The 23,261-nt window shown below is 39.8% G+C and carries 22 protein-coding genes; 6 read left to right on the top strand and 16 right to left on the bottom strand.

Annotation, left to right across the window (positions count from 1 at the left end):
* Positions 1–8: 8 nt before the first annotated feature.
* The 12 genes from AACV33_RS00535 to gspC form a co-directional block, all read right to left on the bottom strand.
* Positions 9–770, bottom strand: a complete 762-nt coding sequence (locus tag AACV33_RS00535) for a type II secretion system protein N (RefSeq protein WP_017020953.1) — start codon at positions 768–770, stop codon at positions 9–11.
* Positions 767–1,258: a type II secretion system protein M gene (locus tag AACV33_RS00530; RefSeq protein ID WP_017020952.1), complete on the bottom strand. Its 492-nt coding sequence runs from the start codon at positions 1,256–1,258 to the stop codon at positions 767–769. Before AACV33_RS00530 ends, AACV33_RS00535 begins: the two co-directional genes overlap by 4 nt.
* Positions 1,258–2,517: a type II secretion system protein GspL gene (gene gspL / locus AACV33_RS00525; RefSeq protein WP_017020951.1), complete on the bottom strand. Its 1,260-nt coding sequence runs from the start codon at positions 2,515–2,517 to the stop codon at positions 1,258–1,260. The genes AACV33_RS00530 and gspL overlap by 1 nt, the downstream gene beginning before the upstream one ends.
* Entirely contained in the window at positions 2,486–3,505 is a 1,020-nt protein-coding gene (gspK, locus tag AACV33_RS00520; RefSeq protein ID WP_017020950.1) for a type II secretion system minor pseudopilin GspK, read from the bottom strand. The genes gspL and gspK overlap by 32 nt, the downstream gene beginning before the upstream one ends.
* A 14-nt stretch (positions 3,506–3,519) precedes the next feature.
* Entirely contained in the window at positions 3,520–4,185 is a 666-nt protein-coding gene (gspJ, locus tag AACV33_RS00515; protein WP_017020949.1) for a type II secretion system minor pseudopilin GspJ, read from the bottom strand.
* On the bottom strand, positions 4,172–4,549 hold the full coding sequence (gspI, locus tag AACV33_RS00510; RefSeq protein WP_012551336.1) for a type II secretion system minor pseudopilin GspI: 378 nt from the start codon (positions 4,547–4,549) through the stop codon (positions 4,172–4,174). Before gspI ends, gspJ begins: the two co-directional genes overlap by 14 nt.
* Positions 4,539–5,135, bottom strand: coding sequence for a type II secretion system minor pseudopilin GspH (gene gspH / locus AACV33_RS00505; RefSeq protein ID WP_012551337.1), 597 nt, complete (start codon positions 5,133–5,135; stop codon positions 4,539–4,541). Before gspH ends, gspI begins: the two co-directional genes overlap by 11 nt.
* A 34-nt stretch (positions 5,136–5,169) precedes the next feature.
* A complete protein-coding gene (gene gspG, locus AACV33_RS00500) occupies positions 5,170–5,619 on the bottom strand; it encodes a type II secretion system major pseudopilin GspG (RefSeq protein WP_012551338.1) in 450 nt (149 codons plus the stop codon).
* Positions 5,620–5,682: 63 nt separating this feature from the next.
* On the bottom strand, positions 5,683–6,900 hold the full coding sequence (gspF, locus tag AACV33_RS00495; RefSeq protein ID WP_182699650.1) for a type II secretion system inner membrane protein GspF: 1,218 nt from the start codon (positions 6,898–6,900) through the stop codon (positions 5,683–5,685).
* Entirely contained in the window at positions 6,901–8,400 is a 1,500-nt protein-coding gene (gene gspE / locus AACV33_RS00490) for a type II secretion system ATPase GspE (RefSeq protein WP_182699649.1), read from the bottom strand. It abuts the gene before it with no gap.
* On the bottom strand, positions 8,400–10,439 hold the full coding sequence (gspD, locus tag AACV33_RS00485; protein ID WP_017020946.1) for a type II secretion system secretin GspD: 2,040 nt from the start codon (positions 10,437–10,439) through the stop codon (positions 8,400–8,402). The genes gspE and gspD overlap by 1 nt, the downstream gene beginning before the upstream one ends.
* 31 nt (positions 10,440–10,470) lie before the next feature.
* A complete protein-coding gene (gene gspC / locus AACV33_RS00480; RefSeq protein ID WP_231850859.1) occupies positions 10,471–11,370 on the bottom strand; it encodes a type II secretion system protein GspC in 900 nt (299 codons plus the stop codon).
* 289 nt (positions 11,371–11,659) lie between these two features.
* On the opposite strand from gspC, the gene hslR reads away from it, so the two are divergent.
* The 4 genes from hslR to AACV33_RS00460 all read left to right on the top strand — a co-directional run bounded on the left by hslR (position 11,660) and on the right by AACV33_RS00460 (position 17,183).
* Positions 11,660–12,061, top strand: coding sequence for a ribosome-associated heat shock protein Hsp15 (gene hslR, locus AACV33_RS00475; protein WP_012551343.1), 402 nt, complete (start codon positions 11,660–11,662; stop codon positions 12,059–12,061).
* A 90-nt stretch (positions 12,062–12,151) separates the two neighbouring features.
* The gene (gene hslO, locus AACV33_RS00470) at positions 12,152–13,027 is read left to right on the top strand and encodes an Hsp33 family molecular chaperone HslO (RefSeq protein ID WP_012551344.1); all 876 of its coding nucleotides are present in this window, start codon (positions 12,152–12,154) and stop codon (positions 13,025–13,027) included.
* 343 nt (positions 13,028–13,370) lie between these two features.
* The gene (gene pckA / locus AACV33_RS00465) at positions 13,371–14,996 is read left to right on the top strand and encodes a phosphoenolpyruvate carboxykinase (ATP) (protein WP_012551345.1); all 1,626 of its coding nucleotides are present in this window, start codon (positions 13,371–13,373) and stop codon (positions 14,994–14,996) included.
* Positions 14,997–15,200: 204 nt separating this feature from the next.
* Complete coding sequence (locus AACV33_RS00460; protein WP_182699648.1) at positions 15,201–17,183, top strand: AsmA family protein; 1,983 nt, start codon at positions 15,201–15,203, stop codon at positions 17,181–17,183.
* A 58-nt stretch (positions 17,184–17,241) separates the two neighbouring features.
* Here the strand turns inward: AACV33_RS00460 and AACV33_RS00455 are convergent, their stop codons facing one another.
* A complete protein-coding gene (locus AACV33_RS00455) occupies positions 17,242–18,462 on the bottom strand; it encodes an EAL and HDOD domain-containing protein (RefSeq protein WP_017020943.1) in 1,221 nt (406 codons plus the stop codon).
* A gap of 249 nt (positions 18,463–18,711) precedes the next feature.
* On the opposite strand from AACV33_RS00455, the gene AACV33_RS00450 reads away from it, so the two are divergent.
* Positions 18,712–19,680 (top strand): alpha/beta fold hydrolase, encoded by a 969-nt coding sequence (locus tag AACV33_RS00450; protein WP_182699647.1) that lies wholly within the window; start codon positions 18,712–18,714, stop codon positions 19,678–19,680.
* A gap of 123 nt (positions 19,681–19,803) precedes the next feature.
* Positions 19,804–20,601, top strand: a complete 798-nt coding sequence (locus AACV33_RS00445; protein ID WP_017020941.1) for a Cof-type HAD-IIB family hydrolase — start codon at positions 19,804–19,806, stop codon at positions 20,599–20,601.
* Positions 20,602–20,746: 145 nt separating this feature from the next.
* Here AACV33_RS00445 and xerC read toward each other — a convergent pair whose 3' ends face one another.
* The 3 genes from xerC to dapF are packed head-to-tail and all read right to left on the bottom strand — an operon-like array spanning position 20,747 to position 23,182.
* Positions 20,747–21,658 (bottom strand): tyrosine recombinase XerC, encoded by a 912-nt coding sequence (xerC, locus tag AACV33_RS00440; protein WP_182699646.1) that lies wholly within the window; start codon positions 21,656–21,658, stop codon positions 20,747–20,749.
* Positions 21,651–22,355, bottom strand: coding sequence for a DUF484 family protein (locus AACV33_RS00435; RefSeq protein ID WP_182699645.1), 705 nt, complete (start codon positions 22,353–22,355; stop codon positions 21,651–21,653). The genes xerC and AACV33_RS00435 overlap by 8 nt, the downstream gene beginning before the upstream one ends.
* The gene (gene dapF, locus AACV33_RS00430; RefSeq protein WP_017020939.1) at positions 22,352–23,182 is read right to left on the bottom strand and encodes a diaminopimelate epimerase; all 831 of its coding nucleotides are present in this window, start codon (positions 23,180–23,182) and stop codon (positions 22,352–22,354) included. The genes AACV33_RS00435 and dapF overlap by 4 nt, the downstream gene beginning before the upstream one ends.
* Between the last annotated feature and the right edge of the window lie 79 nt (positions 23,183–23,261).

Here is a 23,261-nt window from a genome sequence, read left to right as displayed (position 1 = left end):
ATATACCCTTAAAGACGTCCGGAATAAGTCACTCTATATTGCCCTTTTGCATCAGGCTTGCCTAGCCATTTTAGCTGGCTTCTAAAGCTAGATGGGAAGCTCGACTCTGGTTTGAACCATCCATTCACTTGGTAAGAACGATTTGGATTCAACACAATATTAAATTCACTACTGACATCCGAAGAGTTTTGCTTACTCACAACCGTTAATTTGCTCTCAATACACGTTGTATCCGCAATCACGGTTTTCGGATCAATATTTCCCAATGGAGAAACGATTTTACCACCAGACCAAACAACCTCACCCTCAGCGTGTTTGCACCAAGGTTGACCTTGCTGAAACGATTTAACGGTAATCTCGGCTTGCCCTTGCAATGAAACAGGCACCGCCATTGGTAATCGATTCAAAATATTAGCAACAGGAAAAGACGCCACCACATTTTCAGCATAAGCGCCTTTTGATACGCTATAACCAACCATTCCCTTACCACGTAAACCGAGCTCACTGCCCCGGCCAAAACGCACCGCAAATTCAGCATGTCCCTTTAAGATAGCCAGTGGGTCAATTTCCCATTGAACTTGGCCGTAATTAACACGCTGCCAAGATAATGAATCCACTTGTCCTTTCCATGGTGTACCCGATAACCCAGTTAATGCCAAACCGTTTACTTTTGGTGCTTGGTCAACCACCCATTGAATCGGCATATGCAATAACGCACTAAAGGTAAAAAACGTCGAAAATACCGTCGCAATCAATAATTTAAACTTCATGATGCCTCTCGACTTAGCTGCAGACGATTCACTTCAACCATACCTTCCACTTCGGCTTTATCAATATCTAAAAACTGCACATCAATGCCCTGTGCGTCTCTTAAATAAGCCAACCAGTTTATCAATGAATTAAATGGCAATGGTTTCACCCACACTTGCATAACGTCACCGCGAGGTTGCATTCTGATCAGTTCAATCTTAAAACGATTGGTACTACTTGGTATTACTTGATTCATCGGTTTAATGCTGGTTTGTGCATTATGAGAAGTACCACCACGTAATGTCGTTATGTTATCGGCTTTCTTTTGTACCCAAGCCAATAAATTACGTTCACTGTTAATACGATTTTGAGCCAGTTCCGCTCTTTCATTGAGGGGTTTTATACCTCCCCAATAAATCAAAGCGATCAACAAAGCGATGCTACCACCACCAACCAAAACACGTTCACGTGGTGAAATACTTTGCCACCATGTCATTAATGCTTTCATTATTTTCTCCTAATGACAATGGCACCAAAAACTTCGCCTTGGTTTTTATTAAGTTGTCCTTGCTCGACCACAAATTGAGTGCCCAATTCTGACGTCAATTGCTCAAAATAAGGGAAATCAGCAGCACTGGCTTGAAGACGTAACTCATCACGCTTTCCATCAAATTTTAAACTTTTTAGTTTAACTTGAGGCACCTTTGCTAAATAAGGTTGAAGCTCGGCCATCCAGCCTAAAAGATCGTTCCCTCCCGCTCCACCTTGCAAGCGCATCTCTTCATTTTTAATTTGAGACTTCAGATAACTTGAGGTTGGTATTTTTCGTTTCCCTGGAAAAATTTCACGAAAAATACGTTCACTTTCAGCTCGAAGAGCAACACTGTGTTGTTCTAATTTTTGCACTTCAGAAATATGCAGCCCAACAAACGCAACCATCACTAAACCAAACACCAGAATCACTTTTTGCCATATCCGCCAGTGTTTGCGCCAAGACGATTGAGGACGATACCTTCCCGTTAATATATTCACTTTGGAATGGATAGCGCCTTCAGCTAATAGCTGCATCACCAATTCAGGGGATTCTATATGTACTTCGGCATTATCGATCTCTATTTCACAAGGAGAATAAGCATGGATCACAACAACAGGCGTTGATTCACTTTCCGCTTCATCGACGTCACTCTGGCTTTCTAACTTCTGTGCATTCGCGAAGATGACCATGCCATCTAACAATACAGAAACCCAACTCGATTCAGCTACCGCACCTTGATGCTCCTGATGACGAATCAACCATTGTTCATTCAATTGTACGAGCGATAAGCCATCCTCTTGATAAGGCAAAGCGAGTACATCTGGTAACCACTGTTTAGCGTGAATTTCAGCGTCCTTTAACTGAGTAATCCAAGTGTCCATTTTTTCATGTTCAACAATAGCAATTTGCGCTGTTTTATTATTTTTCTTTATTATGACGATATGTAAATCATCTACATCCTGAGCCAAATCATCTTCAATAATAAAAGGTAACATGGATGAAAACTGTCGAGCCGCCCCTTCTGGAATCGCGACTTCTCTTAATAAAACATCACTGCTCGGCAATAATACAGAAACAATGCGTTGTTCTGCGTATTGAGTTAACGAGGATAACGTTTCAGAGGAAACTAATTCGCCCGAAGCGATGATTTCTTTTTGTTCTGGTGACCAGACGATCCATTGAATGGGATCTGATGGTTGACTATTCAGCCTTATTATCAGATGTTCGCTCACTCATTCCTCCATATTGGCGACGGATAACGTTCACCACTTTCTTATCACTGCTGTGCAATAAAGAACGCACACGTACGCGTGATTCTTCTACTAATACTTGAGCATCTAACTCAAAAAACTGACTATCTATTGATAAATACGGTTTGGCTTTTGTTTTTATATTCTCATCCACTCGATTGATGGCCGACTCTGATAAAAAATCTTCAACGCTTGCCCAGCCATCAAACGGACGGTTTTCTAATACCTCTTGAGCATCGCTTTCACTTAAATTCGGTGAAAATAACGCCACTAAAATGTTTGCTTGCTCTGGTTGTAATGTATTCACATTCAAATACCAGTTCGCCGTTGGAATAGCACAAGTTAATGGCGATACCGCTTTAAAAACCTCAGCGGTGACACCATTAATCGCTCGTAACTCACTCACATCTGCAATCCATCCATTTGGTGCTAAATAAGGAGGCTTAAAGGATTGATACGTACTGTCTTCAACACCAGAGTTCGAACGAACCACATCATCAGCATCCATATATTCCCAGCTAGAATCCGCGATCACTTCCGCTAAATAATTTTCTACCTCAACAGATTCCAATAAATTCATCCATACGGTCACTAAAAATGGACGTACAGACGGATCGGCACTTGGTTCTATATTACTTAATGCATTTAAATTAAAACAAGCTTGCTTATCTTTCACTCCACCAAACGCTTCACCGTAATCTAATGGGTACGTTGTTTCTTCTGTCGCCCACATCTGGCTTAAATTAATGGTATCTCCATCTTTGTAGGCTTCTTCAATACCTGCCTTGGCTAGTGCTTCAACCCCAATGGAATACCAATACGCTTGTTGATGATTCAACTGATTTTCAGCACGATGGAACTGAATAAACAAACGCTCTGACATTTGAGCGGCAATCGTCACCATTATCGCTAATAGAAGCAATACAACAATCAACGCAACTCCGCTTTGATTTTTATGAGAACGGTTCATTAATACTCTATTCATTAACCGCCCTTGGACTCATCGTCATTTTTGTTGCTTTCATCCAATTGATAACCTGACGTAAGATAAATTCGATCTACATCCCCATAATCTTTAAACACGATAAGAAGCTTAATAGCAAATGGCAGCTCATTTTTTTTCTGCCATTTCTTTTGCCATGTTTTACCGTCATAAAATTCAAATTTAATCTCTTCGACGCCATCGATTAATGGCGTAACCACTGGCTTTTGACCAACAGGGGTATCAGGATAACGCCACCATAAACGTTCAAGTTTATTTTCAACGACGCGATAGCCCACTTTGGTGATCTCACCTCGCGGGAAGGCTTCCTGTGGATTTTTCCAACCTAAACGAACAAACAAAATACCTTGAGATTCTGAATCCAATAAATAGTCATCGGCTGAAATTAACTTTCCATCCGCTTTTTCTCCATTGCTTCTGAATTGACGCGCCACAATTTGACGAAAGTCGTTATCAAGAAAAACCAAACTGCGCTGTAATTCTTTAATTCGTTCACTTTTTTCCAAAGAGAGAGCATTACTGCGCTGTACTTGATTCACCACCTGATACGCCGAAAAACTTAATGTGGCAAATACAGAGATAGCGACCATCACCTCGATCAGCGTAAAACCTCGAGATCGTTTATTTATATGACTACGGCGCAACATACGTTCTTACCGTTAATAGTGGGGATTTTTGGTCTTTGGTTGTTGCTACAGATACGTCCACTGATTTTAAAATATTAGACGTCGTTTTTACTGGGGCAATGGTCCAATACCACGTTTGACCTGCAAGCTCTGTTTTCCCTTTTTTAATCGAAGTTGGTGGTTTATCTAACAACATTAATGCCATTTGATTATCTAGCACCATCGAAGCAAAGGTTTTCTCTTCTAAATAGCTTAAGGTATTGATGTGTTGAGTAACGGATCTCAATACACTTAATGCGGCGGTAGCAAAAATAGCAAGGGCAACTAAGACTTCAAGTAACGTCATGCCTTTGTGCCGAGAGTGCACATAATGACTACTTTTCATCGTCTTCTTCCCCTGGCTTATCCAACGTGATCACACCAGATTCATCCGCTTTAATTAACCACGTTTGATTATCAAGGTTTCCACTTACCTTCGCAGGAAAAAGGCGAAATAAAAATGGGGTCACTTCACCACTTGATAACACCATTACTTGCGGCGGTTTCGGTTTTTTATCTTTCTCGACATCCGCGAACATGTCTTCATCAAACAAAGAACCCGGTTCAAATAAGCGATCGTCGTCAGCCCATGCGGAACCGCCTAACTCCATCTCAAATTCGATGTCTTTTTCTATTTTCACTTCAGTAAAAAAGCGACTTTTCTCAAGAGGCTGCCAGCCATCTGATGTCAATGTCATAAAGCGATATTCTTGTCGCTCTTGATTGAAATAGATGCCGTAATCCATCCCGTTGAGTAAAGCATCTTCATTGAGAAGCTGAACTAACTGATAAAAACGTGAGGCCTGCTCTTCAAGATGATCATCTCGACTTTCAGGTAAGCTCATGATGACCGCCATCGAACTTACCGACAGCAGCACCAATACCAACATTATTTCGATTAGGGTAAACCCAACCTCACGTTTTATCTTCATCATTGCTCTTAATTAACGATAAGCTTATGACTTATTAAAAGTCTTGCATGTTCCAGTTACCAATATCTGCATTAGCTCCTTCACCGCCTTCTTGACCATCAGCACCTAAAGAGAAGATATCAATCGTGCCATTATCACCAGGACTCAGGTATTGGTATTCATAACCCCATGGGTCATTTGGCAAACGACGAATATAACCGTCAGCACGATAATTACGAGGCTCTGGACTTGCTGATGGTTTCGATACCAATGCTTCTAAGCCTTGATCTGTCGTTGGGTATACACTGTTATCTAACTTGTACATATCCAATGAGTTTTCTAGTGCTACGATATCTGTGATCGCTTTTTGTTGATCGGCTTTTTCTTTGTTACCCAATAAATTAGGGACAACTAAGCTAGCTAGCACACCAAGAATAACGATAACGACCATCACTTCTAAAAGTGTAAAGCCACCTTGTTTACGTTGAGCGGAATTGACTTGCATGAATGACTCCTGACGTTAAAAATTCAACATAGTAATAAAAAAGAAAAGGATAGTGTCTATTCACTATCCAACTAAATTGTTTAATTCGATTATTGGCATAAGTGTCGCAACAACAATGAAAAGTACAATACCTGCCATAAAGACAATTAATAATGGCTCAAAAATACCTAAAGCCATATTCACTAAAGATTCAAAATCTCGGTCTTGGTTATCCGCAGAACGCGTTAGCATTTGCTCTAACTCTCCACTTTGCTCACCACTGGCTATCATATGTAACATCATTGGGGGGAACAATTTGGTTTGCTCTAAAGAAATACGCAAACTTGCCCCTTCACGTACATTATCTGCAGCTTCAAGCACTTGCTGTTTAAAGTATTTATTACTCATTACGTCTGCCGCAACTTTCATCCCATCCAATAAAGGGATCGCACTGGAAGTACAAATAGACAGAGTACGAGCAAAACGAGAGGTATTTAGACCACGAACCACCTTACCAACCACAGGCAATCGTAAGATCTTTTTATCCCACGCCAAACGTAAATGAGGCTTCGTTAATAGCCATTTGATCCCAAAAATAATCGCAACAATGACAACAACAACAACAATACCCCAGTGAACAACAAAATTACTGGCCGCGATAAGTATCTCTGTGACGGCAGGAAGCCCTTGCCCCATTTGCACAAATTGATCGACAATTTTAGGCACAACGGTCGCTAATAAGAATGAGATAACAGCCACCGCAATTAACGTTAGCATGATCGGATAAATCATCGCTTGTTGTAATTTACTGCGCATTTTTTGACGATTTTCAGCGTAATCCGCTAAGCGATTTAATACGGTATCTAAGTGACCCGATTTTTCACCCGCAGCCACCATTGAGCAAAATAAATCATCAAACACATGAGGGTATCCACCAAAGCTTTCAGCTAATGGATAACCTTCAATTACTTTTGATCTTACGCCCATCATCATACTGCGAATATGCGGTTTTTCACCTTGCTCAGCAACGGCTTTTAAACACTCTTCTAATGGCATACCCGCCAGAACTAACGTCGCCAGTTGACGAGTAATTAACGACAGATCATTCACACTGATGCCGCGCTTAAAACTCAACCCTTGAGAAGCGGCTTTTTGCTGTTTTGATTTTGTTTCAATGACTTCAACAGGGATTAACCCTTGCTCTTTTAAACGCTGGCGAACTTGGCGAGCATTATCGCCCTCCATTACGCCTTTTTTCTGTTTGCCATTTTTTTCGAGGGCTTTGTATTCAAAGGCTGCCATTTATCCTTCCCGAGTGACTCGCATCACCTCTTCTAATGTCGTAATGCCTTTTTGTACTTTCAATAAACCATCTTGTTGAATACCGCGAGTATTTTTACGTACTTCTTTTTCGATCTCTTGCTCGCCGGCTTCTTTATGAATCAGTTCCTGAACTTTCTCATTAACAATAAGCAATTCATGAATACCAGTACGCCCACGATACCCTTTACCATTACAATGATCACAACCATTCGGCTTATAAAGCACTAAGTCATCCGCTGGTAATAAAGAGAATAATTTCTTTTGTTCATCATCCGCTTGATAAGGCGCCTTGCACTCTTTACATAGAGTTCGAACCAAGCGCTGAGCAAGAACGCCAAGCAAAGACGATGAGATAAGAAAAGGCTCAATACCCATATCTCGAAGACGAGTAATCGCACCAACAGCGGTGTTAGTGTGCAATGTAGACATCACTAAGTGACCCGTTAACGACGCTTGAACAGCAATTTCTGCGGTTTCTAAATCTCGAATTTCACCGATCATAACCACATCAGGATCTTGACGAAGAATCGCACGTAAACCACGAGCAAACGTCATATCAACCTTTGGGTTTACTTGCGTTTGACCAATGCCATCAATATCAAATTCAATCGGGTCTTCAACCGTTAATATGTTTGATTGAGTGCTGTCTAATTCACCTAACCCTGCATACAACGTCGTCGATTTACCAGACCCAGTTGGACCCGTAACAAGAATAATGCCATGAGGTCGTTTAATGATATGTTGGAATTTTTGATGATTATCCGCAGTCATACCTAAGCTGTGTAAATCAAGGCGAGTGGCATTCTTATCCAATAAACGCATTACCACACGCTCACCATGAGACGACGGCATGGTAGACACACGCACATCGACGGCTCGGCCACCGATACGTAATGAAATACGGCCATCTTGAGGGACACGTTTTTCGGCGATATCCAACTTGGACATCACTTTCACACGAGAGACTAATAACGGCGCTAATTTACGGCTAGGACTAATGACATCACGTAATACACCATCGACACGGAAACGAATCGACAGTACTTTTTCAAACGTTTCTATGTGAATATCCGACGCCCCTTCTTTGATTGCTTCGCCTAACATGGCGTTAATCAATTTGATAATGGGCGCATCATCTTCTGATTCTAATAAATCGTCATTGTCTGGCAGTTCTTCAGCCAACGAAAAGAAATCATCATTATCAGCCCCAATGTCTTCCATCAATTGCTGTGCTTCTGATGAATTACGTTGGTATACCTGAGTCACTTTCGTATCAAACTCTTCTTTTTCTAATTGGCTTAATGAAAATTCTGATTTACATACACGTCGAATTTCACACAACACCATCGGTGACGGTGTTGTTACATAAAACAACACCCAACCTTCAGGTCTGAGTTCAATAACCACTGAGTGCCTTTTCGCAAATGAAAAAGGCAAACGCAGTACCGCGACAGAATGAGGAAACAGCATGTCCGCCATTATTTTTCCTTACCCTTATGTTCATCATCAAACTGTTCAAAGAACGCTTGAATTTCAGCGGGGTGTTTTATGCCCTCATCAAATGTTGGTAACACCGGAATATTCGTATCATCCATTAACTTCAAGCCTTTCTGTGCATTGTATAGTTGCTCTGCACGAATATAATTGTATTTACGCTGAGTAATACCATCCGATGTCATGCCATCACGAATAATGGTTGGTTTAATGAATATCATTAAATTTTTCTTTTCAACTTGAGTGCTGGTTGATTTGAATAAATAGCCTAAAATCGGAATATCACCAAGGAATGGAACTTTTGATTCACTTTCCATCGCTCGTTCATCAATCAAACCACCCAGTACTAACATTTTGCCATCTTCTACCATGACCGACGTACTTAACTGGCGCTTAGCAAAGCGAACATCAACCGCCCCATTCGCACCCAATACATTAGACACTTCTTGTTCAATATCCAAACGAACCGAGTTCCCTTCATTGATTTGAGGGACCACTTTTAGCTTAATACCGACTTCTTTACGTTCAACTGTTTGGAATGGGTTCTCGTTATTTGAACCAGAAGTAGACCCTGTTAATACAGGAACTTCTTCACCGACAATAAATGACGCTTCACCATTATCCATGACCGTAATACTTGGTGATGACAGAATATTTGAATTCGAATCAGTCGATACCGCCGTTATCAACGCAGTCCAATCCCCCATCATAATACTAACCGCCGCACCTTGAACGCCACCAAGCGCAGAAGCAAGTGCCGTATAATCACCCTCTTCTGTTGTGGTTTCATTTCTTAAAAACTTACCATCGCTATCATAAACAGCAGTTGTCGTGGTGCTGTCTTTAGCTTCTTCTAAGCCCACCATGGTGCCGCCAATTGAGGCTCCCGTATTGCTGTATTGAATCATTGCGCCGGTTTCTAAATTACCCCATTGCACACCAAGATTAACGCCATCACCTTCCGCCATTTCGACTATCAGCGCTTCAATTAATACTTGAGCACGACGGATATCTAATTGAGCAATCACATCTTTCACTGCACGCATAATATCTGGCGGTGCAGTGATAACGATCGCATTAGTATCCGCATGAGCTGAAATCATGACATTACCACGATTACTTGAACCCGATTGCTTGCCACTTCCTTTACCGGCTTCTAGATTGTCAGAAACCCCTTTAAGCACATCAACTAAATCTTCTGCTTTGGCATAGCGTAAGTAAACCACTTGGTTATTGCCTTTCGTTGCCATTTCTACATCAAGTTGCTTAATTAATTTTTTCAATCGTTGGCGAACTTTAGGATCCCCAGAAATTAATACTGAGTTAGTTCGCTCATCGGCAACCAATTTTGGTTGTAAGAAAGCCGGAGTGTTTTTTGCTTCCGTTGTTTTATTCAAAGCATCAACAATACGAACCATCTCGGCCGCCGATGCATTTTTAAGCTCAACCACTTCAACTTCTTTATCACCCGCCTGATCGACTCGTTCAATAATCTCAGCAAGGCGATTAACCACCGCCGCACGACCTGTGATCATAATAATGTTCGCCGGATCGTAATGAACCACATTACCCGCGCCCGCATTATCATTCAGCTGACGTAATAAAGGTGAAAGCTCTCGTACAGAGACATTACGAACCGCAATAACACGAGTAATTACCGCATCACCCGTTATGTTATCTTTTGCTCCTAGAACAGGAACTGCCGACGTTTTCGCATCTTTATCTTTAATGACTTTTAAAATACCAGAATCCATTTCAACGACCGCGTAGCCATAGACTTCAAGGACACTTAAAAAGAATTGATAATATTGTTCTTCATTCAATAAATCGTAGCTACGAACATCCACTTTTCCGCGTACTGAAGGGTCAACAATAATGGTTTTTTCCAAATTTCGACCAACAATGTTGATGAACTCTTGAATATCCGTCCCTTTAAAACTGGCACTAAAGTCATTGGCGATAGCTGATGTCCACACCATGCTACTCGCCAGTAATAAGGCTCCCTTGCCCATCCACTTTTTCACAACATACCCTTAATTCATTAATTACCAGTTTTTATAGACCGATAAAGATGTCATGTAACTGTCCATCACGCTGAACCGTTAAATTTAATTCCGTCATTTCTGACATGTTTTTCCACAATGAACTCATTGCCGCGGGATCCGTTAAATCAATCCCATTTAAACTGGTTGCAATGTCTCCAGGCTTTAAACCAACAGAATCAAACAGTTTTCTGTCTTTACCTGGATTCACTCGATACCCTTCAATTTTTCCATCATTACTCACTTGAGAAAGACGAATGTACTTCAGCACTGATTGTGGGTTTTGAGCCATTTCCTTACGAATTTGTTCTAATTCATCTTGATTTGAATTTTGACGGTTATTCCCGATCACAGTGCCTGAGCTACCGGTATGATTTTTTTCTGTCGAGATTTTGGTGTACTCAAGTCCTTCAAGCATTAGCGTTTCATCACGACCATTATTTGAAATAATGATACGATCAGGGCTAATCGCCTTTACCGTTGCTCGTGTACCATCAATTGTTTCTTCAATTCCATAGGTATTTTGCTGTCCGCGATTAGCAATAACAGCAAGACTAAATTTAGGGTTACTGCTCGCCACAATGCCTGCTAGCGTCAAATTTAACTGCGTTTTAGGCGCATCTTTGACTTCAGTAATCTTAGGTTGTTCTGACTTTTTAGCTTCTTCGCTATAACGCCCAAAGACTTGGCTATTAAGCAATTCAGATAATGAGTCTGTCGATGTTTTCGGCTTTGAAGAATGCGCTGCAACCGTTGAAGGAGACCATTTTGAAACCGACGTCTGCGGTGACAACATTGCCCAAAATAATGATCCACAAATCCATGCAAACCAGGCAACTAAGATAACCGTTAATCCTTTTGAAATAGTCGATTGATAGATTAACCAATATTGAGGGAATTTATCGATTTTCATATTTGTTACCATCTGCTTTTGATTATCCTTTTCTTAAATGATCTTCTTTAATTATTTGATGCATTTTATAATTATAAAATAAAGAGCCACAATTACTGTAGGCATTACCTTTTTATTAAGATACTTAAAGCCATATCACGTAAATATAAGGAATACTTTTCATATTAGAGCATCATTTCTCATTAATGACTCTAATTGGTTATGAATTTTGATTAATTCGTGCCAAAAGATTGAAAAATAATTTACAGCCACCATCTTAGTTAGCTGAGATAAGACATAGGTATCCATCATGAGTTCAAAATCCAACACTATTGAAGGTGTAAGACTTGATAAATGGCTCTGGGCAGCTCGTTTTTACAAAACACGCTCAGTGGCACGCAATATGGTTGATGGCGGTAAAGTTCATTATAATGGCCAGCGTGCAAAACCAAGTAAAATTATCGATCTTGGTGCGGAAGTAAAGCTTCGCCAAGGGAATAATGAAGAGATCACCGTGATCGTCGAGATCATCTCCGATCAACGCCGTGGTGCTCCCGTTGCACAAACTCTTTACAAAGAAACACAAAGCAGTATTGAGCGTCGTGAAGAAAATGCGAAATTACGCAAATTAAACTCCCTTGGGAGCCCGCATCCTGATAAACGTCCAGATAAAAAACAACGACGTGATATCATGAAGTTTAAGCAACAATAACTGACTTTCTTCTTTATTTACCTTTTCTCAAGGTTATAGCGGCTATAATAGCGATAACTGTAACCTCTAATACAATTGCTGGAGTATTTCATGGCAAATAACACATTGCATCGTTACCTGTTTGAAGATTTATCCGTTCGTGGTGAATTAGTTCAATTAGATGATGCTTACCAACAAATTATTTCTAGCAAGGAATACCCAAAGCCAGTACAAAACTTATTGGGTGAGCTATTAGTTGCAACCACATTATTAACCGCCACGTTGAAATTTGAAGGATCGATTACGCTTCAACTTCAAGGTAATGGTCCTGTCTCTCTTGTGGTTATTAACGGTGATAACGATCAAAAAGTTCGTGGCGTTGCTCGCTTTGAAGGCGAAATTGCTGACGACGCGACATTACACCAACTAATGGGGAAAGGTTATTTAGTTATTACTATCTCACCTAAAGACGGCGAACGTTACCAAGGTGTCGTTGCTCTTGAAGGGAAAGATTTAGCCGAATGTTTTGAAGGATACTTTGAGCGTTCTGAACAATTAAAAACTCGTTTATGGTTACGTCTTGGGGAATTTGAAGGCAAACCACACGCTGCGGGTATGCTACTTCAAGTCATGCCTGATGGGACTGGCTCTTCGGATGATTTTGAGCATTTAGAGCAACTAACGGATACCGTTAAAAACGAAGAACTCTTCAGCTTAGAAGCGGAAGATGTACTTTACCGTTTGTATAACCAAGATAAAGTTCAGTTGTTTGAACCTCAAAACGTTGAATTTTTCTGTGGGTGTTCTCGTGAACGCAGTGGCGGCGCCATCATTACGATTGAACGTTCAGAAGTGGATGACATTATTGCAACTGAAGGCAAAGTGTCTCTTCATTGTGATTACTGTGGTACCAGTTACGACTTTGACAGCATTGATGTTGCTCATCTTTTTGAAGAAGCCACGAAAGGTAATGACACGGTTCATTAATTCTTCATACAGAATAAGTTCTTTATTTTGTTTTAAAGCCAGCCATTAGGTTGGCTTTTTTTATGGTTTTTTTTGATGCAAAGCACATTTTTGATCCCACTTATCCACACTTAATTTTGATTAAATAATAATCAATTGCATCTAGCGCAATCGATTTCATTAAGAGTAGAATAGACATATTGCTATTTTGTGATGGTGATTAAATAACCCGTACCACTTTGTGGTTATTTCATGATATGACTCCCTGTTTTCAATTTACCGCGTTGGTAGCATGGGTAGCAGTAAACAATATTAAAATAATTAGAATATTAAAATCCCTACAAAATTCCTTTAAGGAGCACCTATGACTGTAATGGAACACAAAAAGGCTGCACAACTTGATCTTTCTCAACACGGCTTAAGCAACGTGACGGAAGTTCTTCGTAACCCTAGCTATGACGTACTTTTTGAAGAAGAAACGCGTCCTGATTTAGAAGGTTATGAACGTGGTGTAATGACAGAACTTGGCTCTGTTGCGGTAGATACTGGTATTTTTACCGGTCGTTCGCCAAAAGATAAATACATCGTAAAAGATGAAACAACCAAAGATACCTTGTGGTGGTCTGATCAAGGTAAAAATGACAACAAAGCCATTACCCCTGCAGTCTGGGATGATTTAAAAGCGCTTGTTACAGAACAACTATCAGGCAAACGTTTGTTTGTTATTGATGGCTTCTGTGGTGCAAACCCTGATACTCGCCTTAGTGTTCGAGTTATCACGGAAGTCGCATGGCAGGCTCACTTTGTGAAAAATATGTTTATTCGCCCAACGGACGAAGAATTAGAAAGTTTTGAACCTGATTTTGTCGTCATGAATGGCGCAAAAGCAACCAATCCAAATTACGAAGCACAAGGGTTAAACTCTGAAAACTTTGTTGCCTTCAACTTAACAGAGCGTGTTCAAATCATCGGTGGTACTTGGTACGGCGGTGAGATGAAAAAAGGCATGTTCGCAATGATGAATTACTTACTTCCATTAAAAGGCATTGCGTCTATGCACTGTTCAGCTAACGTAGGTAAGGAAGGCGATGTTGCTGTATTCTTCGGCTTATCAGGTACAGGTAAAACAACCCTATCAACGGATCCAAAACGTCAGTTAATTGGGGATGATGAACACGGTTGGGATGATGATGGTATCTTTAACTTTGAAGGTGGCTGTTACGCGAAAACCATTCGTTTATCTAAAGAAGCTGAACCGGATATTTTTAATGCCATTCGTCGTGATGCACTATTAGAAAACGTAACCGTTCGCAATGATGGTTCGATTGATTTTGATGACGGTTCTAAAACAGAAAACACCCGTGTTTCTTACCCTATCTATCACATTGATAATATCGTTAAACCGATTTCAAAAGCAGGTCATGCAAACAAGGTTATTTTCTTAACCGCTGATGCATTTGGTGTTCTACCTCCTGTTGCTAAATTAACGCCAGAACAAACGAAATATCATTTCTTATCCGGTTTTACCGCTAAATTAGCCGGTACTGAACGTGGCATTACAGAACCAACACCAACATTCTCTGCTGCTTTTGGTGCTGCGTTCTTAACACTACACCCAACACAATACGCAGAAGTATTGGTGAAACGTATGGAAGCGGCTGGTGCAGAAGCTTACATCGTAAACACAGGTTGGAACGGCACAGGCAAACGTATCTCAATTCAAGATACGCGTGGTATCATCGATGCAATTTTAGATGGTTCTATTGATAATGTAGAAACGAAAAACATTCCAGTCTTTAACCTTGAAGTACCGACATCACTACCAGGTGTTGATACCTCAATTCTTGACCCTCGTGATACATATACAGACCCACTACAATGGGACAGTAAAGCGGAAGATTTAGCACAACGCTTCATCAAAAACTTTGCTCAATACACAGATAATGACGAAGGGAAAGCGCTTGTAAAAGCAGGTCCTCAGCTGGATTAATCCGCCTTACATGTAAATCGTTTTTATTTAAGCCCTTCATTCGAAGGGCTTTTTTTACCCATAAATAGGCCAATAACAATAAAGCTTGATTCTATTTTCCTCGAAATCGTGATTACTCTTGAGTAAACAACGACAATAACTTGATTGAACCTGTTTTTTACTCCACTCTTTCTGTTCATCTATTTTTCTTATTGGAGTTAATCAATGTACACCACGTTGAAAAGCCTCGGTTGGCTGCTCACTCTTTGTTTATTACTTGTGGCGGCATTCTTATCTCTTTTACATACGCCTTACGCACAGCCATTATTGAATCCAGTCGTTGAAAAGTTGACTCATCAAACGCTCTCCTTTGGTGGGATCTCCTATTCTATTCACGATCCTCTGCACCTCACCATCTCTGATGTCGTGATTCATTCTGAGCCAGAGCTACCCATTCAACAAATTGATTTATGGCTTTCTAAGCATCCAATTCAAAATAATAAACTCGCTTTTGATAGTGTGAAAATTGATGGCATTAGCCTACAAAACGGACTGCCTAATACTAAAAAACTCAATTGGTTTTCAATCTCTCAGCTCAGTATTTCTAATTTAGATTTTGCAGAGGATGGATTGGTCGTACGTGAAGCACAAATCCAATTAAGTAACTATGATGTGCATAATGAAAAAGGACTGCCTTTTAAAGGGGAGTTTCAATTATCTACTCAACAACTTTACTGGCAAGGTGAAGCCCTAGATGACGTCTTAATTGATGGTTATTACACTGAAAACTATACGGCATTACAGGGGATTTCATTAACTTGGCGCAATAGCACCATTACAGCTCAAGCCGAATTAAAAGAAAATAAGTTATGGGTTATTCCTCAATTTACACTGCGTAAATTTAATTTAGAATCGGATAATGCCGACATTATTGGAAAGCCTCTACAATGGCTTTCAGAACAAGGTTTCACGTATCAATTCGAACGAATCGATCTACTCGATGTGAATATTGAATTACCTCAATTCTCTGTCAATGATCTCAGTCTTTCTGCTGAAAACATTCTTCTTCCTTATAAGATTTGGCAGCAAAATGACGCGAATATTTCCTTTAGTGCCGATAGCTTGGTATGGAAAGACACCATTATTAATAAGCCAATCATAGAGTTAACGCTAACAAATAAAAAAGCGACTATTTCCAATCTTTCACTGGATGTTTTTAATGGCAACATTCAACTTTCAGGACTGCTTTCTCCTACCACGATCAATTTATCGTCTCTCACTTTAAACCAAATAAAATGGTTAATCAGTCCTCAAGAACTCGATTCAATCAGCAACTATCTCACTCAATTAGAACAAGTGAAAATCGCCAACTTAGACATTAATAATTCTCAGATTATTCAACTTGAAACGGCTCATCCATTCCAGTTGTCTGGTTTAAACGTAGAAGGTCATGATCTGGATTTACTTCGTTATTATCAATGGGCTTTATGGGACGGGAAATTATCAATAAGTGCTTCAAATGCCAGCTTAAATTATTTGCTCACTCAACAACTATTGATCGAAACAAACACGAATAATGGACTGTGGACAATAGATCGCGCTCTATTCCCATTAACAGAAGGGTTAATTGGACTAAATGGCAGTATTAACCTCAAACAAGACAGTCAGCCATGGCAACTTGAGGCTTATGGTGATGGTATCCCTCTCTCGGATTTAGCGAAATGGCTTCCCAACCCAATACCTTTAGAAGGAATGGCTGAATTTACTTTTTCAGGTAATGGATTAGCGGTAAATAAAGACAGTTTTAATTACAGCTTTGATGGCGATTTAAACGTTATTCCAAGAGAAACGACAACAACAGAAACGGCCAAAGATTTGTGGCAACTAAAACTCGGGCTCATTCCAGACGAAAGCCAATCAGAAAAAGACGTTAGTGCCCAAACACAACGCAAGAAAGAACATACAATGGATAAAAAAACCATCTACCCAATCAATATTGAGCCAATTCATATTTCGGCAAACAGGGGCCGAATTTCAATTAATCCAATAATGATTACCGGTGACGGATTTAATTATAATGTGGAAGGGGAGTATGATTTAGTGAACCCAGAAAAGGCAGAAACGGTCATCTCACTAACACAAGAATGCCATCAAATAGTACAGCGACTCTTTTCTGATAAAGTCGATTTAATCAATTATTGTCAGTGATAATGCGGTAGGTCATCAATATTAAGCTCTATTCCTTTCAAGAAATAGAGCTTTTTGATCATTTAGAAAGGATGTCTTGATACCATTTTTCAGCTTCTTCGTAAGTTTTTTCAACCGTTTTTGCAGAGAAACCCAAAGAGCGACTGACTTGATCAATATGAGTCCAATCTCCTTTATCTACATTTTCATACAGCTTTAACATAGAACCAAGCAGACCTGATTGTGTTAATAATGCTTGCTCAATATCTTCAGATAAAGACAATTGAACCAGTAATTCATCAAAATTACGATCCAACAACGCGTCTAATAACGAAAACAATCCCACAATAAACGCCTGTTGTCCCGGCGTCCCATTCTGGCACTTACAAATCATTAATTCACAAAAACGCCCTTTAATCAGCGATTGTTTATACAATTCTTTGGGCTTATTGATTGCCGCGTGGGCTGTCGCGACTAAAGTGACAAACATTTTGATTTGTTCTTCACCCAAATACACTAACGCTTGTTTAAAAGACGAAATCGGTTTTTCTAAACGAACGGCTGACGTATTGACGAATTTTAATAACTGATAAGACAACGACACATCTTGAGCAATAAGCTGCTCAATACGATTGAAATTAACGTCATCACGACACACTTCTTGAAACAATTGCATCGTTAATACTTCTTCGGGTTTAACCACTCGATTTTTTATGATTTCAGGTTTACTAAAGAAATACCCTTGATAGAAATAAAAACCGGCATCAAATGCTTGCTGAAACTCTTCATTTGTTTCAACACGCTCCGCTAAATAATGACGTTTACAGCCTTCTCGTTTCTTTTTCTTCACATAGTCACAAGCAACATTGATACCCAATTGCATGATGTCTAATTTCACGATATGTGCATAAGGTAAAAAACGATCCCACACCGCATCTAAACTAAAATCATCTAATGCAATGATATAGCCCATGCGGTGTAAATGTTTAATCGCACTGAATAATTCATCATTAGGAATGCACGTCTCTAGTACTTCTACTACAATTTTTCGTTTCGGAAATGACGTAGGTATGAGAGAAATCAATGATTCTTGCGGGAAATTGATAAAACTACGAGGAGATTCTAAAGCAGGATTACAGCCGACCGACATAAAGTTCTCGACCAACAATCGGCAAGTCGCTTGATTCGCTTCTATATCATCAGGAAAAGCGTTGCTTTCACCATCACGAAAAAGGAGTTCATACCCTATCGTTTGTTTTTTTCGATTAAGTATCGGTTGTCGAGCAACGTATGCATACATAATTTGAAAGCGGTATCCTGTGAGAAACAAAATAAGATTAAGTATTTATAACGGCAGAATACCAAAAAACTTGATAAAAACCTAAAAGAAACCTAGTCCTATTGGAAACGTCACATCATAGTATAATGTGTCGCCTAAAAACATGAGTTTGATTAAGAACCACACAAGAACTTACTAAAATATGATATTCCTTTCTTAATTATCCTTATAATACCTCATTGATGTAGTTATTTTAAAATAGTGACCTTTATGACAGCACCTGAACTTACTCAAGAACCACAATACCTTGATACCATGAAATACAACGTAGCTCCATTTTGGGAGAAGCGTCAACATGGATTTCTACAAGGTGAAAAAACCACTCAACTACACTGGGTAAGTTTCACAAGTCCAAGTCATAAGAAAGCGATCATGGTGGTTAATGGTCGTATTGAGAGTGTGTATAAATACCAAGAACTCTTTTATGATTTATTTTGCCAAGGTTATGACATTTATTCATTTGATCATCGTGGGCAAGGCTTATCCGATCGTTTAACAGACAATATCGACATTGGCCACATTGAAGATTTTAATGATTACATTCTTGATCTCAACACCATGACTCAATCATTGATTACACCCGAGAATTATGAAGACTGCTACCTTCTTGGTCACTCAATGGGAGGCGCTATTGCAACGCAATACGTTCAATGTTTTTCTCACCCATACTCTGCCCTTGTATTAAGCGCACCAATGCACGGTATTTACATGAAACCGTGGTTAAAGCCTATCGCAAGCCCTGTTAGTCATTATTTAAGTCAATGGTCTGCCCTGCCTTCTTATGCGTTAGGTCAATCCCCTTATCAAGCAAAACCGTTTTTAGATAATCCACTAACCACCAGTGAAATTCGTTACCAATGGTTTAGAGATTTATATCAAACCTTCCCGGAACTGCAAATTGGTGGCCCAAGTAATCACTGGGTTAATCAAGGTATTAAAGGAGCAAAACGGTGTATTGCTCAAGCACCGGCCTGCACAATACCAACCTTATTAATGCAGGGTGAAAAAGATAAAATTGTAGATAACAAGTCACACCTCAAATTTCAGAAAAAAGCCCCTAATTGCCAGCTCATCACGATTAAAGAGGCAAAGCATGAATTATTATTTGAATCTGATGCCTGCAGAAATCAAGCCTTACAGGAAACATTCGCTTTCTTTGGGGCTCATTCAAAAAAATAATGCCTCCGCGGCAGACTAAAAGGGGAAAGATCATAATTGCTATCTTTACCCTCTTTTTTCATTACAAAGTGACGTAAACTGGCCTCAGTTAACTTTGAACTCCAATTTTCACCATGAGGCTTTATGATTACTATCGTTGCGTCTGATCTTGACGGCACACTGCTTACTCCAGAACACAAACTTGCTGACTTCACGAAAAAAACACTCAATAAACTTCATCAACAAGAACTCACTTTTATTTTTGCGACTGGCCGCCATCACATTGATGTTGGTAATCTACGTAATGAAGTGGGTATTCCGGCTTATATGATCACCTCAAACGGTGCTCGTGTGCATGATGAAAATGACCAACTGATTTACAGTAAAAATGTTCCTCAAACATTAATTCCTCAAGTGATCGATCTTTTAAAAAATGATGACCTGTTGTCTATACATATCTACTCAGATGACCAATGGTTTTTAAATAAAGAAGACGAAGAATTAAAAGAATTTCATGACAATGGCTTCACTTACACCTTATTTGATGTAGAAAATCCACCACTTGAAAATATTGCTAAAATATTTGTCACCATGCCTGAACACGAATATTTAGTTCAATATGAAAACCAATTAAAAGAAAAATTTGGTGACCAATTGATGGTCGCATTCTCGACACCTTGGTGCTTAGAAGTGATGGCATCAGAAGTATCTAAAGGTGCAGCACTCGATGCCGTTGCTAAATTATTAGGTAAAACACTCGAAAACTGCATCGCCTTTGGTGATGGCATGAATGACTACGAAATGTTGAGCATGGCAGGCAAAGGGATTGTGATGGGAACATCGCATGAAAAAGTAAAAAAAGCCTTACCAAATAATGAAGTCATTGGTTCTTGCGCTGACGAAGCCGTTGCTCATTACTTAGAAAATTTATTGTTAAAATAGCATTTTAAGTAGTTGGCCTATCATAGGCCAATTACTGATTAACCATTTAAAAACAGTATATTAAGAAACTAAAAAAGCCAATGGAACAATCATATGCTCTCACTGGCTTTTTATTATCAATAAGTGAAATTACGATACTTTATCTCTATTTTTTCTTCGCTCTTGGATGCGCTTGATCATACGCTTGAGCAAGATGTTGAAAATCTAAATGGGTATAGATTTGCGTAGTAGAAATATTTTCGTGTCCTAATAATTCTTGTACTGCACGTAAGTTACCGCTCGATTCAAGCATATGCGTAGCAAATGAGTGACGTAGTTTGTGTGGGCTAATGTGGCTATTCACCCCTTGCTTCATTCCCCACTCAGCCATACGTTTTTGCACATTTCGATGAGAAATTCGAACGCCTAATTTAGAAACAAACAATCCTTTCTCTTCTGGGTTCGCTAATTGGTTTCGCACTTGCAGCCAGTGTCCTAACCATTCTTTCGCTTTCCCAGAAAAAGGGACTTTACGCTCTTTATCCCCCTTACCAATAACTCGTAATTCACCTTGGCGTAATTGAATGTCTCGAACATCAATTCCGACTAATTCAGCCAAACGTAAACCCGCGCCGTACATTAGCTCCATCATCGCTCGGTCTCGAATCGATAATGGATCATCTTCATTCACTTCCAGTAACAGCCCCATCTCATCCACATCAATATTTTTTGGTAATGGTCGAGATTTACGAGGCGCAGAAACACCTTTCGCGGGGTTTGCTTGCAATACATTACGTAAGACTAAGAAATCAAAAAAACTGCGTAATGAAGACAGTCGAGTCGATAAGCTGCTCGCTTTCAATCCCGAACGCATGCCTTTACTGGTGATTTGTCGAACCCATCCAGCATCAACGTCTTGCCAAGAATCAACACCAAGTTCAATTAACTGCTCAGCAATGGTTGTTAACTGGCGCTTATAGTTACGTTGAGTATAAATACTCAATCCCTTTTCATTACGCAAGAACTCGAAAAATGCAGTTAGGTGTTTTTCATATTGCGGAGGTAATGATTCACTCATTATGTGCTTTAGACCACTGAGTTAGTAAGTAATGGAACACACTCACAAGTTGTTCCAAAAATAACGTATCCATATTCGGTTGAAAATGGCCACCATCACGGCTAGCAAAAGCCATGATCCCCATCGGGGTTGACTGTCCTAATGGTAAAACAGCAAATGACCCCAATTCTGAATTTGAGGCATTTAGCCCACCATAGGCCAATAAGCTATCACGCTCAGTTTGACGCAAGCGCCCTAAGTATGCAGAACGACCATTCAAGAATTTTTTCATGAAATTATCGAGGGCTGTTTTATCTACATTGTATTTAGGATGAGCATGATCAATGATTTTTATATAAGCCGTTAAATTCAGCACGACGGCTTTCTGCTCTATAATTTTAGCGGCTTGATCAAATGACTCACACATCAATAATTGTTTTTGAACATCAGCAAAGTCATGAAATAAGCGATCATTTTTTGCCGCGAGTGACATTAACTGAGTAATTTCTTCTTCTAAATCACCAATACGATTACGTAGCTTACTGACTTGTACTTCAACTAAAGAAACTACGCCTCGCTCAGGAGTATCTACTTTAATTCGCCCAAGAAGCTCAGGATGCTGTTGAAAAAAATCAGGGTGATCCATTAAAAATTGAGCCACAACGTCTTCCGTTAGTTGAGTCGGCTGTGGCTCTATTATTGGTGTTACTTCATTCATATTGATAATTGACCGTCATAAACGTGTGTCGCAGGCCCTGTCATAAATAACGGTTTACCCGGGCCTTGCCAAACAATACGTAAATCACCACCAGGTAAAGACACTTTAACGTCTTCTTCTAGGAGCTCTTGCATTATGCCTATGGCAACCGCTGCGCAAGCACCGCTTCCGCACGCTTGAGTTTCACCCGCACCACGTTCATACACACGTAATTTAATTTCGCTCGGAGAAACTATCTCCATAAAGCCTGCGTTTACTCGCTCAGGGAAACGTTCATGCCCTTCCACTAATGGGCCGTATTTATCAACATCGTAATTATCGACATCATCCACCACCGTCACGCAATGTGGATTACCCATACTCACCGCACCACAAAATAATGTTTTATCTTCCGCACGCAATAAATAGGTTTTTTCAGCTTGAGTCGCTTTAAATGGAATTTTGTTTGGTTCAAATTGAGGTTCACCCATGTTCACCGTAATTTGGTCATCATCTTCCACTTTTAAACTCATTTTTCCTTTTTTCGTGCTTACCGAAATAGTCGTTCGATTCGTTAAGCCTTTCATTCGGACAAAACGAGCAAAACAACGAGCGCCATTACCGCATTGTTCTACTTCTGTGCCATCAGAATTAAAAATTCGGTAATGGAAATCAGTTTCAGGATCATAGGGAGCTTCAACCACCAATAACTGATCAAAACCGATACCGCGATTACGATCAGCCAGACGACGGATCAAATCTGGTGAAAAGAAAATATTTTGAGTTAAGCAATCAACCACCATAAAGTCATTGCCTAGCCCGTGCATTTTAGAAAAATGAAAGTGCATAGTTGTTCTTCTTTTTATTTTATCTTTCTAGGTTGAATACCAAAAGAGCAAGCAGCCTAAGCCTCTTGCTCTTTATTCT

Origin of the sequence: Aliivibrio sp. SR45-2, from assembly GCF_963890165.1 — a bacterium.
GTDB classification, from domain to species: domain Bacteria; phylum Pseudomonadota; class Gammaproteobacteria; order Enterobacterales; family Vibrionaceae; genus Aliivibrio; species Aliivibrio salmonicida.
The sequence above is the reverse complement of the archived record's forward strand: the minus strand, read 5'-3'. Positions and strand labels throughout refer to the sequence as shown.

What these genes read in the sequence shown, in the direction of transcription:
- gspH (WP_012551337.1), bottom strand. Translation starts at nt 5,135, where the DNA reads ATGAAGATAAAACGTGAGGTTGGGTTTACCCTAATCGAAATAATGTTG.
- pckA (WP_012551345.1), top strand. Translation starts at nt 13,371, where the DNA reads ATGACTGTAATGGAACACAAAAAGGCTGCACAACTTGATCTTTCTCAA.
- gspC (WP_231850859.1), bottom strand. Translation starts at nt 11,370, where the DNA reads ATGAAAATCGATAAATTCCCTCAATATTGGTTAATCTATCAATCGACT.
- gspF (WP_182699650.1), bottom strand. Translation starts at nt 6,900, where the DNA reads ATGGCAGCCTTTGAATACAAAGCCCTCGAAAAAAATGGCAAACAGAAA.
- AACV33_RS00460 (WP_182699648.1), top strand. Translation starts at nt 15,201, where the DNA reads ATGTACACCACGTTGAAAAGCCTCGGTTGGCTGCTCACTCTTTGTTTA.
- AACV33_RS00450 (WP_182699647.1), top strand. Translation starts at nt 18,712, where the DNA reads ATGACAGCACCTGAACTTACTCAAGAACCACAATACCTTGATACCATG.
- dapF (WP_017020939.1), bottom strand. Translation starts at nt 23,182, where the DNA reads ATGCACTTTCATTTTTCTAAAATGCACGGGCTAGGCAATGACTTTATG.
- xerC (WP_182699646.1), bottom strand. Translation starts at nt 21,658, where the DNA reads ATGAGTGAATCATTACCTCCGCAATATGAAAAACACCTAACTGCATTT.
- gspJ (WP_017020949.1), bottom strand. Translation starts at nt 4,185, where the DNA reads ATGTTGCGCCGTAGTCATATAAATAAACGATCTCGAGGTTTTACGCTG.
- hslO (WP_012551344.1), top strand. Translation starts at nt 12,152, where the DNA reads ATGGCAAATAACACATTGCATCGTTACCTGTTTGAAGATTTATCCGTT.
- gspG (WP_012551338.1), bottom strand. Translation starts at nt 5,619, where the DNA reads ATGCAAGTCAATTCCGCTCAACGTAAACAAGGTGGCTTTACACTTTTA.
- hslR (WP_012551343.1), top strand. Translation starts at nt 11,660, where the DNA reads ATGAGTTCAAAATCCAACACTATTGAAGGTGTAAGACTTGATAAATGG.
- AACV33_RS00435 (WP_182699645.1), bottom strand. Translation starts at nt 22,355, where the DNA reads ATGAATGAAGTAACACCAATAATAGAGCCACAGCCGACTCAACTAACG.
- gspK (WP_017020950.1), bottom strand. Translation starts at nt 3,505, where the DNA reads ATGAACCGTTCTCATAAAAATCAAAGCGGAGTTGCGTTGATTGTTGTA.
- AACV33_RS00445 (WP_017020941.1), top strand. Translation starts at nt 19,804, where the DNA reads ATGATTACTATCGTTGCGTCTGATCTTGACGGCACACTGCTTACTCCA.
- AACV33_RS00455 (WP_017020943.1), bottom strand. Translation starts at nt 18,462, where the DNA reads ATGTATGCATACGTTGCTCGACAACCGATACTTAATCGAAAAAAACAA.
- AACV33_RS00535 (WP_017020953.1), bottom strand. Translation starts at nt 770, where the DNA reads ATGAAGTTTAAATTATTGATTGCGACGGTATTTTCGACGTTTTTTACC.
- gspI (WP_012551336.1), bottom strand. Translation starts at nt 4,549, where the DNA reads ATGAAAAGTAGTCATTATGTGCACTCTCGGCACAAAGGCATGACGTTA.
- AACV33_RS00530 (WP_017020952.1), bottom strand. Translation starts at nt 1,258, where the DNA reads ATGAAAGCATTAATGACATGGTGGCAAAGTATTTCACCACGTGAACGT.
- gspE (WP_182699649.1), bottom strand. Translation starts at nt 8,400, where the DNA reads ATGGCGGACATGCTGTTTCCTCATTCTGTCGCGGTACTGCGTTTGCCT.